Annotated in this window: 15 protein-coding genes and 4 pseudogenes; 14 read left to right on the top strand and 5 right to left on the bottom strand. The window is 57.2% G+C overall.

The window, feature by feature from the left end; all coding sequences use genetic code 11:
- The first annotated feature begins 27 nt into the window (after positions 1-27).
- From ACFVTJ_RS23215 to ACFVTJ_RS23165, 11 genes are all read left to right on the top strand, one after another.
- Positions 28-912 carry a MurR/RpiR family transcriptional regulator gene (locus ACFVTJ_RS23215; protein WP_386910919.1) on the top strand — a complete coding sequence of 295 codons (885 nt, stop codon included), beginning with the start codon at positions 28-30 and terminating at the stop codon, positions 910-912.
- 2 nt (positions 913-914) lie between these two features.
- Positions 915-2,246, top strand: a complete 1,332-nt coding sequence (locus tag ACFVTJ_RS23210; RefSeq protein ID WP_386910918.1) for an aspartate aminotransferase family protein — start codon at positions 915-917, stop codon at positions 2,244-2,246.
- Positions 2,247-2,303: 57 nt separating this feature from the next.
- Positions 2,304-3,209: a transporter substrate-binding domain-containing protein gene (locus tag ACFVTJ_RS23205; protein ID WP_386910917.1), complete on the top strand. Its 906-nt coding sequence runs from the start codon at positions 2,304-2,306 to the stop codon at positions 3,207-3,209.
- A 61-nt stretch (positions 3,210-3,270) separates the two neighbouring features.
- A complete protein-coding gene (locus tag ACFVTJ_RS23200) occupies positions 3,271-3,996 on the top strand; it encodes an amino acid ABC transporter permease (protein WP_386910916.1) in 726 nt (241 codons plus the stop codon).
- A complete protein-coding gene (locus tag ACFVTJ_RS23195) occupies positions 3,993-4,685 on the top strand; it encodes an amino acid ABC transporter permease (protein WP_386910915.1) in 693 nt (230 codons plus the stop codon). Before ACFVTJ_RS23200 ends, ACFVTJ_RS23195 begins: the two co-directional genes overlap by 4 nt.
- Entirely contained in the window at positions 4,682-5,410 is a 729-nt protein-coding gene (locus ACFVTJ_RS23190) for an amino acid ABC transporter ATP-binding protein (RefSeq protein WP_386910914.1), read from the top strand. The genes ACFVTJ_RS23195 and ACFVTJ_RS23190 overlap by 4 nt, the downstream gene beginning before the upstream one ends.
- A gap of 469 nt (positions 5,411-5,879) precedes the next feature.
- Positions 5,880-6,629, top strand: coding sequence for a glutamine ABC transporter substrate-binding protein GlnH (gene glnH, locus ACFVTJ_RS23185; protein ID WP_386910913.1), 750 nt, complete (start codon positions 5,880-5,882; stop codon positions 6,627-6,629).
- A gap of 58 nt (positions 6,630-6,687) precedes the next feature.
- Complete coding sequence (gene glnP, locus ACFVTJ_RS23180; protein WP_386910912.1) at positions 6,688-7,344, top strand: glutamine ABC transporter permease GlnP; 657 nt, start codon at positions 6,688-6,690, stop codon at positions 7,342-7,344.
- On the top strand, positions 7,341-8,069 hold the full coding sequence (gene glnQ / locus ACFVTJ_RS23175) for a glutamine ABC transporter ATP-binding protein GlnQ (RefSeq protein WP_386910911.1): 729 nt from the start codon (positions 7,341-7,343) through the stop codon (positions 8,067-8,069). Before glnP ends, glnQ begins: the two co-directional genes overlap by 4 nt.
- Positions 8,059-9,105, top strand: coding sequence for a C45 family autoproteolytic acyltransferase/hydolase (locus ACFVTJ_RS23170; protein WP_386910910.1), 1,047 nt, complete (start codon positions 8,059-8,061; stop codon positions 9,103-9,105). The genes glnQ and ACFVTJ_RS23170 overlap by 11 nt, the downstream gene beginning before the upstream one ends.
- Positions 9,106-9,119: 14 nt before the next feature.
- Positions 9,120-10,043, top strand: coding sequence for a MurR/RpiR family transcriptional regulator (locus ACFVTJ_RS23165; RefSeq protein WP_386910909.1), 924 nt, complete (start codon positions 9,120-9,122; stop codon positions 10,041-10,043).
- Between the two features lie 289 nt (positions 10,044-10,332).
- On the opposite strand, the gene ACFVTJ_RS23160 is transcribed toward ACFVTJ_RS23165, so the two are convergent.
- The 3 genes and pseudogenes from ACFVTJ_RS23160 to ACFVTJ_RS23150 form a co-directional block, all read right to left on the bottom strand.
- Positions 10,333-11,370, bottom strand: coding sequence for a TniQ family protein (locus ACFVTJ_RS23160; protein WP_386910965.1), 1,038 nt, complete (start codon positions 11,368-11,370; stop codon positions 10,333-10,335).
- A pseudogene (locus tag ACFVTJ_RS23155) lies at positions 11,367-12,244 on the bottom strand (TniB family NTP-binding protein). Before ACFVTJ_RS23155 ends, ACFVTJ_RS23160 begins: the two are co-directional and overlap by 4 nt.
- A 1-nt stretch (position 12,245) precedes the next feature.
- The gene (locus tag ACFVTJ_RS23150) at positions 12,246-13,898 is read right to left on the bottom strand and encodes a Mu transposase C-terminal domain-containing protein (RefSeq protein WP_386910908.1); all 1,653 of its coding nucleotides are present in this window, start codon (positions 13,896-13,898) and stop codon (positions 12,246-12,248) included.
- A gap of 107 nt (positions 13,899-14,005) precedes the next feature.
- On the opposite strand from ACFVTJ_RS23150, the pseudogene ACFVTJ_RS23145 reads away from it, so the two are divergent.
- Positions 14,006-15,088 (top strand): annotated as a pseudogene (locus ACFVTJ_RS23145) (RHE_PE00001 family protein); the annotation flags it as partial.
- 183 nt (positions 15,089-15,271) lie between these two features.
- On the top strand, positions 15,272-16,300 hold the full coding sequence (locus ACFVTJ_RS23140) for an IS110 family transposase (protein WP_386910907.1): 1,029 nt from the start codon (positions 15,272-15,274) through the stop codon (positions 16,298-16,300).
- 302 nt (positions 16,301-16,602) lie between these two features.
- Here the strand turns inward: ACFVTJ_RS23140 and istB are convergent, their stop codons facing one another.
- Together istB and ACFVTJ_RS23130 are read right to left on the bottom strand one after the other, a co-directional pair.
- Entirely contained in the window at positions 16,603-17,415 is an 813-nt protein-coding gene (istB, locus tag ACFVTJ_RS23135) for an IS21-like element helper ATPase IstB (protein ID WP_386910906.1), read from the bottom strand.
- Positions 17,405-18,340 (bottom strand): annotated as a pseudogene (locus ACFVTJ_RS23130) (IS21 family transposase); the annotation flags it as partial. The gene istB and the pseudogene ACFVTJ_RS23130, both read right to left, overlap by 11 nt.
- A gap of 134 nt (positions 18,341-18,474) precedes the next feature.
- On the opposite strand from ACFVTJ_RS23130, the pseudogene ACFVTJ_RS23125 reads away from it, so the two are divergent.
- A pseudogene (locus ACFVTJ_RS23125) lies at positions 18,475-19,456 on the top strand (IS110 family transposase).
- Positions 19,457-19,544 lie beyond the last annotated feature (88 nt).

Raw genomic sequence — 19,544 nt, 5'->3', positions numbered from 1 at the left:
ACCTGCTGAGCTGTGTAAGGTGAAAATATGAAACAAGGTCCGCTCGCCGATACGATCATCACAGCCTTCGATGGCATGTCTGTGCAATTGCAGGCCGCCGCGCGGTACGTGATCGATCATCCCAGCGACGTCGCTCTCCTGTCAATGCGGGAACAGGCCCGTCAGGCTGGCGTGCAGCCGGCGACAATGACCCGGTTTGCCAAGTATCTTGGTCTGGATGGATATGACGACATTCGAGACCTCTATGCCGAGGCAATGCGCGGAGGGGATGCCGGCTTTGCCGGCAAGGCCGGAGCACAGGCGCTAAATCAGAAATTGAAGGGCGATCACGCTCTGGCCGCGGAAATGCTGACGTCGGTCGGCAACCAGATCATGCGTTTGGCCGAGACGGGTTCGCTGGATCGGATCGTTGAGGCCGCCTCAGTATTGGCACACGCCCGACGGGTCTATTGCCTTGGCCTGCGCTCGAGCCATTCGATCGCCTGGCACCTCCACTACATCATGACACTGATCGGCGAGAAATCGACCATTCTCGACGGCATAGCCGGTACGGGTGCCGACGCGATCGGCTCGGCAACATCCGAAGATGTTCTCTTTGTCGCGAGCGTCATGCCTTACACCCGTGCCGCAATCGAAATTGCCGAATATGCCCGTGACCGTGGTGTGAAGATTGTCGCCGTGACGGACAGTGAAGTTTCGCCACTGGCGCAGCTTGCGGCGACAGCCCTCATCGTTTCTACCGACAACCCGTCCTTTTTTCACACAATGTCGCCAGCTTTTGTTCTGGCGGAAGTTGTTGGAGCGCTGCTCGCCGGCCACGGTGGAGAAGGGGCCGTTCAGGCGCTACGCCGGTTCGACGAGCAGCTTGCCGCTTTCAACGTTCATCAAAAGCCCAGAAACACAAAGAGTTAGTCATGACGCATCTTCTCCACCGGGCAATTCACGCTCAGCTTCCCATCGCCGTTTCAGGCAAGGGCATCGAACTCTTTGATGCCGAAGGGAAAGCCTATATCGATGCGTCCGGCGGAGCCGCCGTGTCATGTCTCGGGCATGGTCATCCCGAAGTGCTCAGGGCATTGCACGCGCAACTGGACAAGATTGCCTATGCCCATACCGGTTTCTTCACCACCGAAGTGGCGGAGCAACTTGCGGATCGGCTTGTCGAAGACGCGCCAAAGGGCCTTGATCACGTCTACCTCGTGAGTGGCGGATCGGAAGCCGTCGAAGCCGCATTGAAAATGGCGCGGCAGTATTTCGTGGAAAAAGGCGAGACACGGCGACGTCATGTCATCGCGCGGCGCCAGAGCTACCACGGCAACACGCTCGGGGCTCTTGCGACAGGTGGCAATGAGTGGCGCCGGTCACAATTCAAGCCGCTGTTGATCGAAACACATCACATCGACCCTTGTTATGCTTACCGTTTCCAGGCCGAAGGCGAAACCGACGAGGCCTATGTGGCCCGCGCGGCGCAGCAGCTTGAAGACAAGATTCTGGAACTTGGCGGAGACCAGGTGATCGCGTTCGTCGCAGAAACCGTCGTCGGCGCCACCATCGGAGCCGTGCCGCCCGTCGCCGACTACTTCAGGCGCATACGGGCCATCTGCGACAAATACGGTGTTCTTCTGATCCTCGATGAAGTGATGTGCGGGATGGGCCGCACCGGCACGTTGCACGCTTGCGAGCAGGAAGGTATTTCGCCGGACCTGATGACCATCGCCAAGGGGCTCGGGGGCGGATACCAGCCGGTTGGGGCCGTATTGCTGTCCGGCGCCATATTCGAAGCCTTTGCCAAAGGATCGGGTTTCTTCCAGCATGGGCATACTTACATGGGGCACCCGATGGCCGCTGCGGCGGGTCTTGCCGTGCAGGATATTCTGAAACGTGAAGGCCTGCTCGCGAACGTCACGGACATGGGCCGCCACCTGGAGACAAGGCTGAACGAGCGTTTTGCCAACCACTATCATGTGGGGGACATCCGGGGGCGCGGTCTGTTCCAGGGTATCGAGCTCGTCAGCGACCGGGCCAAGAAAGCCCCCTTCGACCCTGAGCTGAAGGTGAATGCGCGCATCAAGAAGGAGGCTATCGCTCGCGGGCTGATGGTTTACCCGATGGGCGGCACAATAGACGGAAAGGCCGGCGATCACGTCCTGATGGCGCCGCCCTTCATCGTCAACAAACAGGATATCGATACCATCGTCGAACGTCTCGGCGATGCCGTGGACGCATCCATCGCGTCTGTCCGGTGAGGTGACGCGCAAAAAGCGCGCATCGAGAGACGTCATCCAGAGAGGACTAAAAAAGCCATGATGAACATCGTCAGGGGCCTCGCGGCCTCATGCCTTCTGCTGACCTGCGTTGCCCAAACGGCCACAGCTGCCGATCTTGGCCCGACATTGCAAAAGATCAAGGATACCGGGACGATCACGATCGGCCACCGTGAAAGCTCGGTTCCACTTTCCTATCTCGACGACAGTCAGACGCCGATCGGGTTTTCCATCGATCTCTGCACGCTGGTGGTCGACAAGCTGAAGGCGGACCTGTCACTGCCCGACCTCAAGGTCGTTTATCAACCGGTCAACTCCTCCAACCGTATTCCGCTGGTCGAAAATGGCACCGTCGACATCGAATGCGGCTCGACTGCGAACACCATTCCGCGCCAGGCCCAAGTGGCATTTTCTGTCACGACCTTCGCCCCGCAGTTCAAATGGATTGCGCTTGCCAGCGCGAGGGTGAATACGACCGACGATCTGAAAGGCAAGACCGTAGCCGTGACGCAGGGTACCAACACATCGCAATTTGTCGCCAGGCTCAACACTGAGAAAAACCTCGGCATGAGCATCCTGCAGGGCAAGGATCATGCGGAATCCTTCCTGCTCGTTCAGACGGGCCGCGCCTCAGCCTTCATGGAGGATGACATTCTCCTTGCAGGACTCAAGGCCAATGCCAAGGACCCGGCGTCTCTGACTTTCCTGTCGGATGCCTTTCCGAGTGATCCCTACGGCCTGATGATTTCGAAGAGCGATCCGTCATTCAAGAAGCTTGTCGATGACGCGCTGGTCGCGGCAATGCAATCCGATACCTATGACAAGCTCTACACCAAATGGTTCGAAAGCAAGATCCCGCCGAAGGGCATCAATCTGGAATTCCCCATGTCCGACAAGCTGAAGGCACTGGTGAAGACGCCAAGCGACAAGGCCAACGGCCAGTAACAGATCGAGGCGGAGCGATCAGTTTGAACGTTCCGCCTTCCAAAAAAAGTCAGGGGAAGCCATGTCACTTCTGTTTGAAACGACCCCGGACGGGGCCGGCCGATATATCGACTGGCTTCTCAACGGTCTCGTCTGGACGCTCTCGCTCGCAATCGGAGCGTGGCTGATCGCGCTTGTAGCAGGTACGGCGGTCGGGGTTCTCCGGACACTGCCGGGGCGTTTTCTCCCCGGCCTGGCACGCATTTACGTGGAGCTTTTCCGCAACGTCCCCCTGCTCGTGCAGATGTTCCTGTGGTATTTCGTATTGCCGGAATTATTGCCCGCGGCGCTTGGAAGCGCGATGAAGCAGATGTCCCCGCCCTGGGGCAGCTTTGTTCCAGCCCTCGTCTGCCTCGGCTTGTTCACGTCGGCGCGCATCGCAGAGCAAGTTCGCTCAGGCCTGCAGGCGCTACCGGCAGGCCAGGCGCAGGCCGCCTTTGCCCTCGGCTTCAACCGGCCAGCACTGTACGGTCTGGTCCTGCTGCCGCAGGCGTTCCGCATCATCTTGCCGACGCTCAGCAATGAATTCATGACAATCTTCAAGAACACGTCTGTGGCGCTGACGATCGGGCTGGTCGAATTGACCGCAACGGCGCGTGAGATCAATGAGAACACCTTCCGCACGTTCGAGGCCTTCGGCATCGTCACGGTCGCCTATCTGATCATTGCGCTCTGCGCCTGGCAGATAATGAGCCGCATCGAACGGCTCATGCAAATTCCCGGCTTGTCGGGAGGACGCAAACCATGACTTCGTTCGATTTCTCCCTGCTTCTGGCCGCCTGGCCTTACCTGTTGCAAGGCTTCTGGTTCACCATCCAGATCACTGTCGTTGGATTTGTCGGTGGTATCGTCTTCGGTTCTCTTCTCGCAGTGGCGCGCTTGTCCCCGAACCGGTTTATCTCGACGCTTGCTACCGGTTACGTGACGATCATGCGTTCACTGCCGCTGATCCTCGTCATCTTCTGGGTATTCTTCCTTGTCCCTTGGGCGATCGGTTGGATCACGGGTAGCGGCAGGCCGGTTCCGGTCGGCGCATCGATGACGGTCTTCACCACCTTCGTTCTGTTCGAAGCCGCCTACTTCTCGGAGATCGTTCGGGCAGGCCTCCGGTCGATTTCACCCGGCCAGTTTTCCGCATCGGAAGCCCTCGGCTTCACCAGGTTTCAGGCATACGTCTACATCATCTTCCCACAGGCGATGCGGAACGTTCTCCCGATCCTCCTCACGCAAACGATCATCCTGTTTCAGGATACCTCCCTCGTCTACGTGATCTCGGCCACCGATCTTCTGGGCGCCGCCACGAAAATCGCCCAGCGCGATTTCCGGCTGGTAGAAATGTATCTGACGGTCGGCGTGATCTACTTCATTTTCTGCTTTGCCGCGTCGCAACTCGTCAAAACCCTGCAAGGCCGCCTGACCTATGGAGCCCGTCCATGATTGAACTGAATTCCATCAAGAAGAGCTATGGCACTTTCGAAGTGCTGAAAAACTGCTCGGCGACCATCAGGCGCGGAGAAGTGGTCGTCATTTGCGGACCATCCGGATCCGGCAAGAGCACGCTTGTCAAGACTATCAACGGCCTCGAGACCATCGACGCCGGTGAGATCGTGGTCGGCGGCTTTCGTATCACGCCAGCGACTAAGAACGTCGCGGAGCTGCGGAAATATACCGGCATGGTGTTCCAGCACTTCGAGCTTTTCCCGCATTTGTCGGTGCTCTCCAATGTCACGATCGCTCAGACAAAGGTGTTGCAGCGGCCAAAAGCGGTGGCGCAAGCCAAGGCCGTCTCGCTTCTCAAGCGAGTCGGGCTCGCAGACCATATTCACAAATACCCCGCCCAGCTTTCGGGCGGCCAACAGCAGCGCGTCGCGATCGCCCGTGCCTTGGCGCTCGACCCGGAAGTGATGTTGTTCGACGAACCGACGTCAGCCCTTGATCCGGAGATGGTCAACGAAGTTCTGGAGGTGATGACCGAGCTTGCCGGTCAGGGAATGACCATGGTGTGCGTGACCCACGAGATGGGATTTGCGCGCCGCGTTGCAAACCGAGTGTTTTTTATGGACGCTGGCGAAATCGTGGAAATGGCATCGGCGCAGGCATTTTTCGAAAATCCGACAAGCGACCGGGCGAAATCCTTTCTCGCCAAGATTCTCACGCACTGAAGCCCACACAATTCGAGGACGCCTATCGCAGGGCGTCCCCTGGAACTGCGCAGCATCTATCTTGCATTCCGGTTGTAAGGTGCGTTTGGATCGAAAATCCTGCCTTTAAGCACCCCTGTAACAATTTGTGATCTATTTGTTTCGTGATTAAATTTTGTGGTTCATATGGATCATATTTCGTCGAGTTGAATATTTTCCAGGCGCATCCGCATCGGGCGGTTTTCTAGTATGAAATGGCGCTTCGGACTAACCGCTTGAGTTACCGATAAATAATAGGAAACAGCCGGTTAAGGCGACTGATCGGGATGCGGCTTTGCCGATAAAGAGTGCCACCTTTTTCGGCACGTTCTGCAGACCCGTGTCACGAATGTGCAAATATTGAATGCGACATACATTTAAAAGCACTATATATTTGCGGCTGTTGATCGAAGACAAAGGCAATGCCTTTGCCAAAAAAAGGGGAACTCACATGAAACTGAGACTGTCATACCTGCTTGGAGCAGCCGTCGCGGCGACGATCGCACTCGCGCTCCCCGTACGGGCGGCCGACCTGGTCGTTGCCACAGATACCGCATTCGTGCCTTTCGAGTTCAAGCAAGGCGACAAATATGTCGGCTTCGACATCGACCTTTGGGATGCGATCGCCAAGGACATTGGCGTCACCTACACGCTGCAGCCGATGGATTTCAACGGCATCATTCCTGCCCTTCAGACCAAACAGATCGATGTCGGTCTCGCCGGCATCACGATCAAGGAAGATCGCAAGAAGGTCATCGACTTTTCCGACGGCTACTATGACAGCGGTTTCCTGCTGATGGTGCCTGCCGATAGCGCCATCAAGGGACCGGAAGATCTCAAAGGCAAGACGCTTGCCGTGAAAACGGGAACCTCGGCCACCGATTACGCGAAGGAAAATTTCAAGGATACCGAGCTTCGTCTGTTCCCCAATGGCGACAATGCCTATTTGGAAGTGGCGACAGGCCGCGCCGATGCAGCGATGCACGATACGCCGAACGTGCTTTACTACATCAAGACCAACGGACAGGGTAAAGTGAAATCGGTCGGCGCGCAGATGATGGCGCAGGAATACGGCATGGCGTTTCCAAAGGGCAGTGATCTCGTCACCAAGGTCAACACCTCGCTGGCCAAGCTGAAGACGGACGGCACTTACGTCACGATCTACAAGAAGTGGTTTGGGACCGAACCACCAGCAAAATAATCTCTCTTCATCATGGCGCCGGCTTTGCCGGCGCTCCTTCGCTCCAAAGGAAAGACCCATGGATTTTGACTGGTCCGTCATCTGGCAGGCTTTGCCGGAACTCTTGAAAGGTGCCCGCCTTACCGTGCTGATCGCGGTCGCCGGGCTCGCGGGTGGGTTGATTATCGGCATGGCCGCAGGTCTCATGCGCGCCTATGGCAACATCGTCGTCAACACGATCGCTTTCGTTTATGTCGAGTTGGTACGCGGCACGCCGATCATCGTGCAGGTAATGTTCATCTATTTCGCGCTGCCAATGCTCGCGGATATCCGCATCAATCCTATCACGGCCGCCATCACCGCGATTATCGTCAATGCTGGCGCCTACATTGCAGAGATCGTCCGTGGCTCGTTTATTTCCGTCCACAAAGGGCTCAGAGAAGCTGGTTTGGCGCTTGGCCTGCCGGTCTGGAAAGTTCTTGTCTACATCATCGGGCCATTGGCGTTCCGCCGGATGATCCCGGCCCTGGGCAATCAGTTCATCGTCAGCCTGAAGGATACCTCGCTGTTCATCGTGATCGGTGTCGGCGAACTGACCCGGCAGGGCCAGGAAATCATGGCGGCGAATTTCCGCGCCGTGGAAATCTGGTCGGCAGTTGCGATCCTCTATCTCATCATGACCGGGACCCTGACCTTCGCCCTGCGGGTCACCGAAAAAAGGATGCGCATCTTATGAGTATCGTCGAATTCAGAAAGGTCACCAAGAATTTCGGTCCGGTCTCTGTCCTGAAGGATGTCGATCTCAGTATCGACGCCGGCGAGGTTGTGGTTCTCATTGGCCCCTCGGGGTCCGGTAAATCGACGCTGCTGCGCTGCATCAATGCGCTTGAAGCCATCAACGGAGGTGAGCTGCTGGTCGATGGTATCAGCGTTAGGGAAGGACGGTCGAAAGTCCGGCTGGTCCGTCAGGAAGCGGGCATGGTCTTCCAGCAGTTCAACCTGTTTCCGCAGATGACCGCGCTTGAAAATGTTGCCTTCGGGCCGCGCCAGGTGCGCGGTCTGAGCAAAGCGGAAGCGCGGGATCAGGCGCAGGACCTTCTTGCCAAAGTAGGTCTTGCCGATCGCGGACATCATTATCCCTCTGAATTGTCTGGAGGACAGCAGCAACGGGTGGCAATCGCCCGGGCGCTGGCCGTCAAGCCGAAGCTGATGCTGTTCGACGAACCGACCTCCGCGCTCGACCCTGAACTGCGTCATGAGGTGCTGCGTGTTATGCAATCTCTCGCCGAAGAAGGCATGACCATGATCGTGGTAACCCACGAGATCGGCTTCGCCCGCAAGGTAGGTACGCGGCTGATTTTCATGGAAGGCGGCAGCATCGCCGTTGATGGCGATCCGGCGGTCCTTCTCGACAATCCTGAAAATCCACGCCTACGCGAGTTCCTGCAGCATGTTAACTGATACTAATAATCATCTCCCGCTGCTTTCCCTCGCTGGGTCGGCCTACGATATCGGCGTTCAACTCGGCCGCCACGGTGCCCGTAGCGTCCACGGATATCTGAAGAAGACACAGGCTTGGGCGACTGTCATCAATCAGAGGAATTGCTTGATCGTCGAAGCGGCAAAAACGGCGGTCGCACAGCGATACCCGACCTATCTGCAGGAGCTGCAGGGGCTTTCGGAGGGACTTGAACTACCTTTCGACGACGTGTTCGCCTGGAACTGCCGCGGCGATGTCTGGGCGATGGCGCCGGATGGCTGCACAACCGTGCAGATGCCAGGTCCGGAACCGATCGTGGCGCACAATGAAGATGGTGATCCGGGCTTGAGAGGCGGATGCGCGATCGTCAGGGTCACGCCCAACATTGGAAAGGCGTATTCGGCGTTCGTCTATCCCGCATCGATTCCGGGCCATACATTCGCGGTTAATGAAAACGGCCTTGTCCTGACCGTCAACAACATCCGCTCGCAGGCATCGGGGCAGGGTCTGCCGCGTATGATCCTCACGCGTGCCATTCTCGACTGCGGCAGTGTCGATGAGGCTGCTTCTCTCATTTCCAAGTCAAAACGAGCCGGAGCCTTCCACCTGACGCTGGCGTGCGCGGGAGACGCTAGAATTGTAGGTGTCGAATTCACGCACAAAGCTTGCTCCGTCCATACCATCGGCGTCCAATCCGTCCACGCCAATCATCTTGTTCATGACGGCATGCACGGTGAAGCGCAAATCATAACGGGCTCATCGCAGTCGCGGCAGTGCTGTGGCGATCGTATCCTGGCGAGGACAACGCATATGACGGACCCGATGGCGATCCTCTGGGACCAACAGAACGAGGCGTTGCCTGTATATCGTGATCAGCCAGACGACCCGGATGATGAAAACACTCTGGCGACGGCCGTGTTCGAGATCAAAAGCGATAACGTTGCGTGGCGCGTCTATGATAGGGCATATGCGCTACCCCGATTTTCCTTCGAGGAGGCAGTCATAATATCCGTTTGAACAAGGCTTTCCGTATGGCATCGTCGATTGACACCGCATCAACCTCCAAACCGCGAACGATCGACGAACTGCGGCAACTCACCGTCAGCATCAATCGTGACACTGCCGATATATCTCTAAGTGGCAAAGCCCTTGATGTTTTATCGAGACTGGTTGAAGCGCCGGAGCAGACAGCTGTTCGTACAATCTCGGAATTGTCGGCCGGGCTCGGCATAAACGCATCGACCCTGACGAGACTGTCAAAAAAGCTGGGCTTTGCTGGTTTCAACGACTTTCAAAGCGTGTTCCGGCAGGCAATCGCTGACGATGACCGGTACTTTTATAGTCGGCAGGCTGGAAAGCTTCTTTCCGTCAACCAGGGATCCGAGGAAGAGATCCATATCTTCGAACGTCTCGGCGCCGAGACCAAGGCGAATATCGACGGATTTCTCAGGCAACTGGATGTAGCGTCTCTGAAAGAGACAGCTCGTCTGCTTAGCCATGCACGTCGCATCCGCATTCACGGGGTACGCCAGTTCCATGCTTTTGCCAGCTTCTTTGCGTATGGCTTAGGCATGTTGCGACGCGATGTCGCTCCCCTCGATGCACTACGGCTCGGCGAGGCGGAGGCCCTTTCGCAGCTCGAACCGGGCGATGTGGTCGTTGTCGCAAGCTGTGCTCCATATACACGCAGCGTCGCGGACATTGCCGGCATTGCAAACCAGCGTGGTCTCTTTGTTATAGCCGTTACTGATGCGCGCTCGTCGCCGCTGGTGTCGGCATCGACACATGCATTCTTCGTTCCGCACAACAGCAGCTTCTTTAGTAATAGTATGGGCGCTTACATCGTTTTTTGTGAAGGCCTCCTCAATCTCGTCGCGCACGAACTCGGAGAGCAGGCAATGCAGACTTTAGAGCAGCGCGAAAAGCTCATCTCCACCATGCGAATCGAGAGCTGATATTCTGCAGAGGTTCCGCCGTACGCTGCTGAAGTATGTCGTCCAATCGCACTCACGCCAAGCTCACGGTCGGGACCTGCCATCGTACCATAGCTTTCGCGGTATTGGTCCACTTTATCCGCAATAGACGTGCCTGCTCCAGCATCTGCATAATCGAAATGATCCAGCTAACGTGCTGGCCGAGGCGGCTTCGCTTCCGAACGGGCAACGGACATTCTCTTCAAAAATGCTGGCAGCTCCCTTGGAATAACCAGCCCAACACCAGCAGCGCGACGGCTGACTCAGCAGATTAAATATTCGACGTATTTCTTCTGCGTACTTTGGCTCTCTTCCCGGCCTGCATTATCAACCAGAACGACCTGAATAGTTCGACGCGATCAGAATCCACAAGGACTGAGCGGGGTGATTTCTGGCATTCGAGGCGCTGAAGACAATTTACGGGAAACGGGACTATGTTCTGATTGCCGTCACCGGCAAGTTTCATCTTCCGCCAATCTGCGATCGCTGCTTTGATATCGTTCTGCGTCCAATGACGAGGCTGAATAGAAAGCTGCTCAAAGCAACGAATACGTGCTGAAGTCGAAAGGTTCGTGAGAGTTTTTGCTCCAGTTGTTCCTGCCAGTAACGGTACCTGTAACACGCGCTGAACCAGTTTTCCGATAGTACCCCTGTCATTCGTTTTCTCTACCGTCAGGGTTTCCTCTATAGCGCGCTCCAGATGCCGAGCGGCCCTGCTTATTTGGGCCCGGGGAGCCCAACGAAGATCGAAATCACACCGCACGCAGAAATGTTGCGGGATGACCGCAGTTTGCGAGAAGGCGATGATACCGGTGCGGCAGGCGGGACACCGATCGCGAAGGCCATGACCATGGGTGAAGCAGGAAACGCGCGATGCCTGCCGCCATTGGCGGCGGAAATAAGGGACCCCATCTCCGGCCAGACAAAAGGAGCAATACTGTAACCAGACCGATTGATTCGAACCTGCCTGTTTGCGCAGCGGAAACATCAAGGACGTTATCGCCGCTTCGGTGACAACCATGCTCAAAATCGTTTCCGAATGAAGACCTGTCAGCATGGCGAGGCGATCTACCAATTTGATCGGGAGTTTGAGGTCAAGACGCGCCGACCACATTCCACCCCCGAGATCCAGAAGAAAGGCGAGTTGCAGTGGTGCTATGCCGTTTGCGATCGCGAGCCTGTGAATCCAGCTCGACACCAGTTCGTCAGGTTGCGGCTTTATCACCACAGGCCATCGATCACCAATCAGATTGTGATATCGTTCGGTTACTTCGATGTGAAAACCCGTGTTGAGAATTCTACTGGTCACAGCAAGCAATCATGCATCGGGGCACGGCGCCGTTTCGAGAGTGGAATGTAGTTCAGATCACATAGTCCCGCTTTTGTAACTCGCTCTGTGCCGGATCTCGCGGCGTTTGCCGCCGCCGCGGAGACGATCGCCACGATCTCTCCGATCAGTCCCTCGGAAAGCGTGAAGATTTTGCGCGCGAGCGGTTCGTCCGAAAGATCCGAAATGCGGGCAAGGGGTAGGGCGGATTCCAGACTGTCGAGAAGGGTGAGGTAGTCTTCGTCATACTGCCATCGCGGCACTGCCTGGAGGGAAAACCGGCTCGCCATCTCGCTCGTCTCGTTTATGATGTCGTAGATGGCGACCTCGCCGATCAGCACCGGGGAAATATCGAACTGGCGCCCGATTCTTCTCAGAAACGCAAGGACCGCCTCGATGTCACGAGCCCGCCCTCAAAGGGCGTTATGAAACTCGTCAAAAATGAGAATCCTTGGTTTGAGGGCATCAGCAGATGGTCGATCTGCTCGGCTTTGCGATTGACATCCCGGCTCCGCGCGACCGGAGCTCGTAGCGCCTGCAATACACTTCCATAGAACTGAGCAAGCCCTGCCCCTTCGCGCGTCTGGACAATCCATACCCTTTGCTGTTCGGCCGCGTTGAGATGTTTGACAGCAAACCGTTCAGCAATCATCGTCTTGCCGTTTGCATAAGGTCCGACAAGCATCAGCCCCCGCGTACGCCGGGTCGGGGAACGAACAAGAAGCTCTGTGAGGCGCTCATGCGCCTCTATTGCGGAACGATGCCCAATCCACCGCGCTGCCATGATGTAGGAGACCCGGTCCTCCATGCTTCGCTCGAGAAAGGGGCGGACACGGTCGAGAAGATGATTGGCCATTCTACCAGTCCTCGACCGGAAGCCGGCGCTTTTGCCGCACCGGATGCTCTGTCGTCTCGAACTTTGACGGATCCATCTCTTCATAGGGTTTTGCAGGTTGCACGGCGTGAGAGCGGCGAACTGCGTCGCGCAGTCCGGCCTTTCTGGAGACCGGGGCGGCAGCAATTTCGGCAATCTGCCGGCGGATCCGCACCTTCTCCACCTCCGGGCGCGCATTGGTGGCCCGCATATAGGAGCGCTGGGCTTCATGCTCCCATTTCGTGATGGGCGCCACCAAACCGTCTCGTCTACCGACCGGACGGTAGACTGAGGTTTCAGTATCCCGGATGTAGATATGGCTGATGTCACGCGGATCGTAGCGTATGTCGAGCTTTTCCATCCTGTCGCGTCGCGGGAGCAAGCTACCAAGCCACGATGCATAATAGTCCAGTGCAAAGAGACTGACCCCTTGCGGTGAAAGACGTCTGCGAACTCCTGGCAGGAATGCCAGAAGGACCCGCATCGGATCATCGTTGAAGATCGGCAGATCTTTGGATCGCCGCTCCCATTCTGTCTCGGGAACGCGCAAAGACTTCGCGTTTTCCTGAGTATAATGATCGATTACAGCAAGCGCGATGCAGCGTTCGAGATCGCTGAAGGTGAGGCGAGCCCGGCGCTGCGCGGGATAGCCGTCACGATCTGCGACAGACCGACCAGTCGATCCCGGTTGCGCGGCAAGAACTCCGTTGAGCTTGCCAATAATCCGTTCGACCACCCCGCCTTGATGAACACGGCCGGAATCCCGGTACCTGATTGCAATGCTGAAATCCTCGCATCCACGTTGGAAAGCGTGCCCTTTGAACTCCTTGGCGGAATCTGTAACCAGAGACCGTGGTCGACCGAACATCGGCCAGGCATGTCCAATTGCTCGTTCTGCCAACCACTCTTCCTTTGGACACATCGGCTGGGTCAGGCACAGCGCGACTGACAGGGAAGAAGGTTTCTCAAGCGTGAGGCAAAAGCCCAGGATGCAGCGGGTAGCCACATCAGTGACAATCGTGAGATAAGCCCTCCCGACAAATGTACCTCCATTCTCGACCACCTCGATGAAGTTGATGTCGGTCGGCGTATGGTCGATCTGGCAAACGTCAAGGGGTCGTTCAGCGTGAATGTATCCGGGGCGTGGCTGGAGCCGTCGCAGGTGTTTCGGGTTCGCGGACCGCCGTCTTGCAATTTCCTCGGCGCTGAACAACAAGGGGATTCTCCGGGCCACAGTGACGTAAGATGGAAGACCAATCCCTGCTTCTTCACAACGTGCGCGTATCTCTGCCACAACGGGAGCCAACGGCGGTGCCTCCATGACCAGCCACTGCTCGCGCAGAGTTGTGGCGATGATTGTCTCGATCCGCTCGTCCAGGCGCTTTCTTCGAACTTCGCCAAGTCTGGGCAGTAACGATGTCACGGTTCGATCAAGACGGTATCGAGCCAGCAGATTATAGACCTGGCGTGTCGAGATGCGCAGTTCGCGCGCTGCCCGGCTTATTGACGCTCCTCGCGGCTCTGAAAATTCGAGAATTCTGTCGAGCTCACGAGCGACACGGCGTGCCGACGACCATGCTTCGTCAGAATGGGTGCTGAGGGGTGCACCAGCCCGTTTGTGCAGTTGTCTGGGCAAAAATCGCGATCTTTGAAGTCGTTAACGGAAAACATGGTCGTCAATAGCTCGTAAACATCACCGCCATATGACGCTTCAGCGTTTGAAGTTCGGAAGTAAAAGCGACAGCCGGTGTCGCGTTCACCCGTCTCGACGAGCGGATCGCCCGTTCATCCGTCGAAGCCGGTTTCCTCGAGCGGCAAAGTTTCGCCGACGCCTGCGCCTCGCTGTGGATCGACGGCGAACTTGTCCATCTCGAAGACCTTGTCCTCCACGACGCCACAAAAGATATCCGCACCCCGACCCACGAACTCACCATCGCTCGCGACGTGCTGCGCACCCGCCGGCGGATCGCTGGGCAATCGCCGGATTAGGCACTGTCCGTAGAGGGTGTTCGAACGCTGCGACAGACATCCGAGATCACGTCGATCGGTGCGACCGAAGTGGGCACGGCCGGTGTCATTCGCCCTGCGGCCCTGTTCGATCGGGAAGGGGAGGGGGACGATGATGACGAGGCCGAAAATCTGCCCGGCGTCGACTATGCCGCCATTGATGCGCTGCTCGCACGATCCGAAGCGGCCATTGAACACGCTCGGCGACCCGCCCGTGACGGTGGCAACAGGCCGTCCGAAAAGGACCCGATGGTCTACGATCTCGACTGGGACGAAGATGCCCGGCTCGACGAATGGCATGGCGTGCTGCGCCGGGCCAACGAGTTGCCGGCGGTGCTGCAGGCGATCATTGCCCTCGATGCCTGGAACGAACTATCCGTCCTGCAGCACGCGCCATGGCTTGGTCGGTTGTTGGCCGCGTCGATCTTGCGCCAGGCCGGCATCACCACCGGTGCCCATCTCGCCGCCATCAATCTCGGCCTGAAAACCATACCCGTCGATCGGCGCCGGCATCGCGACCGGGAAACCCGGCTGCTCGCCATCGCCCACGGTCTTTTGGCGGCGGCCGAGATCGGCATCAAAGAACATGACCGGCTGACACTGGCGAGGACAATGATGGACCGAAAGCTGGACGGGCGCCGGACGTCTTCAAAGCTGCCGGAACTAGTCGAACTGGTGATGGCAAGACCGTTGGTATCGGCCGGAATGGTGGCCAAGACGCTCGACGTCACGCCGCAGGCGGCGCGGCGCATCGTTCAGGAGCTCGGCCTTCGCGAGATGACGGGGAGGGGGAGGTTTCGGGCATGGGGCGTTATATAAGAACAAAGCACAAACATTGTTGCGTTGTTCTTTATTTGTTCGCTTATCTATGGTATGGACTCTCTTTGCGGGCAAGCTTGTTGATTTCCACTGAGGGCTGATGGAGTGGATGCCCCCTCCCGATGGCATCGCAATGTGCCAGAGTGATGTTCGCCAGAACGTCACTTAGAGGAGAGAGCATCCATGAAGGAAGTTAGCATCGTCGGCCTGGACATAGCAAAGCGGGTGTTTCAGGTTCATGCCGCCAAAAGCGATGGAAGCGTGGTCCTGCGCAGGAAACTGTCTCGCGGGCAAGTCATCACCTTCTTTACGGAACTGCCCAAATGCACGGTTGCTATGGAGGCCTGTGCCACCGCGCATTACTGGGCGCGTGAGATCGGCAAACTTGGCCATGATGTTCGCTTGATCCCGCCGGCCTACGTCAAGCCCTTTGTCAAACGGCAGAAGAATGATGCGGCCGACGCAGAAGCGATCGTTGAAGCAGCAACCCGGCCGTCAATGCGGTTCGTCGTTCCAAAGACTGAATCCCAGCAGGCCTGCTCCATGCTTTTCCGGACGCGAGACCTCTTCGTCCGTCAGCGAACGCAGCTTATCAATGCCCTTCGCGCACATCTGGCCGAGCAAGGCGTCATTGCACCGCAGGGAATTGCGAACCTAACCTTGTTGACGGAGATTGTTGAAGATCACGGCAAGGGCCTCGACCTTATCGTTGTGGAGACCGCTCGACTGTATCTGGACCAGATAGGGGTGCTCTCTTCTCGGATCGCTTCGCTGGAAAAGGCGCTCAGATCTGAAGCGAAGCGCTCGCAGAGCGCCGCCCGCCTTATGTCCATGCCCGGAATGGGACCGATTACGGCAATGGCAGTCGAGGCTTTCGCGCCCACCATGGTGACCTTCAGAAGGGGACGAGATTTTGCAGCCTGGCTCGGCTTGGTGCCAAAACAGCACTCGAGCGGAGGGAAGCAGGTGCTCGGCCGAACGTCCAAGATGGGACAACGCGACATCCGTCGGCTTCTCATCATCGGCGCGATGACCGTCATTCGATGGGCATGCCGGAAAGCTCCACCCGAGAACTCGTGGCTGGCACGAATGCTGGCGCGCAAACCTGGTATGCTCGTTGCGATCGCCCTCGCCAACAAAATGGCTCGGTCCATCTGGGCAATGATGACCAAGAACGAAGATTACAAGGATTCCGCTCTGGCTGCAGCGTAGTAAGTGTTGAGCTGAAGTCAGGACGGATCGTCGGCGTGTGAGGAGGTCAGCGAACGGTAAGGACGAACATCGGTGAGAGTGGGTCTGAGCATGCATCCGGGTCAGTGAGCCACGAGCTCGTAGAGCTGATTTTGCACCAGATCCGCGTAGCTCCATACCGGCCAGCGGTCGTCCTCGAGCCGCACAACAGGCCTGATACATGACCGCACCCGATCACACGTTCAAAACCGCTCGAAGAACTGCTTGCATGAACGGGGGCATCCATACATGACCCGGTATTTCCACCAAGAATTGACCCGCCTTTAGATATCTTCCGTGTTGGTCGTCTTGGTCAAGTTCCTCCGTTTCTCGTTCGTCGTTTTAGGTGCATGTGCTGAGCTGTTCTTGAAGCGAAAGCTGTCGTTTCCCGTTTCAAGGATGTGGCATTGATGGGTGAGACGGTCGAGCAGTGCGGTGGTCATCTTGGCGTCACCGAAGACGCTGGCCCATTCGCTGAAGCTGAGGTTGGTCGTGATGATAACGCTTGTGTTCTCATAAAGCTTGCTCAGAAGACGGAAGAGCAGTGCGCCACCGGATGCACTGAACGGGAGATAGCCGAGCTCATCGAGGATGACCAGATCGCAACGGAGAAGACGTTTGGTGATCTTGCCCGAACGTCCCTGCGCTTTCTCCTGCTCAAGCGCATTGACCAGCTCAACGGTGGAGAAGAAGCGAACCCGCTTGTGATGATGCTCGATGGCCCGGACGCCGATCGCCGTGGCGATATGCGTTTTGCCTGTACCAGGTCCGCCGATGAGCACGATGTTGTGGCCATCAGCGAGGAAGTCGCAGCGATGAAGGTCGCGCACGAGCGCCTCGTTGACTTCGCTGTTTGTGAAGTCGAAGCCATTCAAATCACGGTAGACAGGGAAGGCCGCGGACTTGAGCTGGTAGGCGGTTGCCTTGACCTCGCGCTCTGTTGTCTCGGCCTTGAGCAGCTGTGAAAGTACCGGAATGATCGCCTCGAACGCCGGTGCGCCTTGCTCGGTCAGTTCACCGACGGCCTGGGCCATTCCGTGCATCTTCAGGCTTCGTAGCATGATGACGATGGCGCCGCTTGCCGGGTTATGACGCATGACGCACCTCCGTCTTTCTCAGGGCGTCGTAACGCTCGACATTGGCTTTAGGCTCATTGGTGAGCATCAAGGCTTGCGGTGCGTCTACGGTGGGCGGCGTGAATGACTTGCCGTCGACGAGACGATGCAGCAGGTTCAGCACGTGCGTCTTTGTCGGAACACCTGACTTCAGCGCCATGTCCACGGCCGACAATACGGCCTGCTCGTCGTGCTGGAGAACGAGCGCCAGGATGTCGACCATCTCGCGGTCGCCTCCCGGCCTCTTCACGAGATATTGCTGCAAGGTCCGGAATGCCTCGGGAAGATCGGTGAACGGAGCGCCATTACGAAGAGCACCAGGCTTGCGTTGCACGACGGCCAGATAATGCCGCCAGTCATAGATGGTCTGTCCCGGCTGGTCATGGGAACGATCGATGACGCGGCGATGCTCGCAGACGATCTGACCTTCGGCGGCAACAACGATACGATCCGGATAGACCCGCAGGCTCACCGGCCGATTGGCAAAGGATGCCGGAACGCTGTAGCGATTGCGCTCCAGATGTACGAGGCAGGTTGGCGTGACACGCTTTGTGTATTCAACGAACCCGTCGAACGGTCTGGAAACAGGCATGAGAGCCGGCGCTTCCTCAGCCCAGATATCAGCAATCGTGCCCCGCATCTGGCCGTGAGGTGTCGTTGCCCAAAACTCTCTGCATCGCAGCTCGAGCCAATCGTTCAGGGCTTCGAGTGATGCAAAACGCGGAACAGGTTGAAAGAACCGATGACGCGAATCCTGAACGTTCTTCTCGACCTGCCCCTTCTCCCAACCAGAAGCAGGATTGCAGAACTCCGGCTCGAATACATAGTGGCTGGCCATCGCCCGAAAGCGCACGTTGACGTCGCGCTCCTTGCCACGGCCGACCTTGTCGATCGCCGTCTTCATATTATGGGATGGACGCCTCCCTCCGAACCTTCACAATGAAGGGCCAACAAAAGGAGGAAGTCATGACATTCGAACTGCTAGCCATCGATCTTGGAAAATCGTCATTCCATCTGCACAGTATCGCTTCGGATGGCAATATTCTTTCGCGTAAGGTCAGCCGATCGAAGTTGGCTGAGATGGTGAAAGTGATCGCTCCAAAGACGGTCGCGATGGAGGCCTGTGCCAGCGCTCATCATTGGGGGCGGCAATTCAAGGCTGATGGGCGAGAAATTCTGCTGATCAGTCCTCGCTTCGTAAAGCCTTATGTACGCGGCTCCAAAAACGATGCGGTCGATGCCGCAGCGATCTATGAAGCTGCAACACGCCCGACTATGCGGTTTGTACCGGTCAAATCGACCGCGCAACAAGACCTTCAGTCGCTTCATAGAATAAGAGAACGTCTGATTGTTCAGCGTACCTCCCTGATCAACCACGCACGCGGCCTTCTCGCTGAATATGGAATCGTTTTACCGCAGGGACCGTGGCGCTTTGCTGCCCAAGCTCCGTTAGCCGTTAAGAATGGAGCTCTTTCCGATCTCGGGCGCGAGTTATTCCTCGAACTCCTCGACCAGCTCACCGATGTAAATGGAAGGGTCGCCAAACTCGACACGAAGATTAGCGTGATCTGCCGTGAACGAGAAGATTGCCGTCGTCTGTCCGAATTGCCAGGCGTCGGTCCGATCATTGCAACGGCACTCGTTGCTAGCGTTGAGGACGGACGTCACTTTAAATCCGGGCGAGAGCTGGCGGCATGGATCGGGCTGGTCCCGCGACAATATACGACTGGCGGCAAACCACGGCTTGGCGGAATTGGTCGCCGAGCGAACCATTATCTACGTCGCCAGATGATCCATGGTGCACGCGCAGTTATCAGCCGACTTGCTAGTCACGGCGATAGCCGATCTCAGTGGCTGAAAGAGCTCGTCGCTCGCCGCGGATTTAACAAAGCGATCGTGGCGCTTGCCAACAAGACCGCGCGGGTAGCATGGGCTTTGCTCACGCGACAGGAGCGCTATGCCGCACAATAGTCGATTGCCAATCGTTGCCTATGAGGCAATGATGAATGCGAGTAAGAACTGATGGCGTAACGGCACGGACCGCAGCTTCGGATCCTGATCTACGACAAGGCCACAAAGGTCGATCATGTTATGAGGACAGAGGTAGCGAC

Source organism: Agrobacterium sp. NPDC058088, from assembly GCF_042885035.1.
Taxonomy (GTDB): Bacteria; Pseudomonadota; Alphaproteobacteria; order Rhizobiales; family Rhizobiaceae; genus Agrobacterium.
This window is presented reverse-complemented; position numbering and strand designations above follow the sequence as displayed.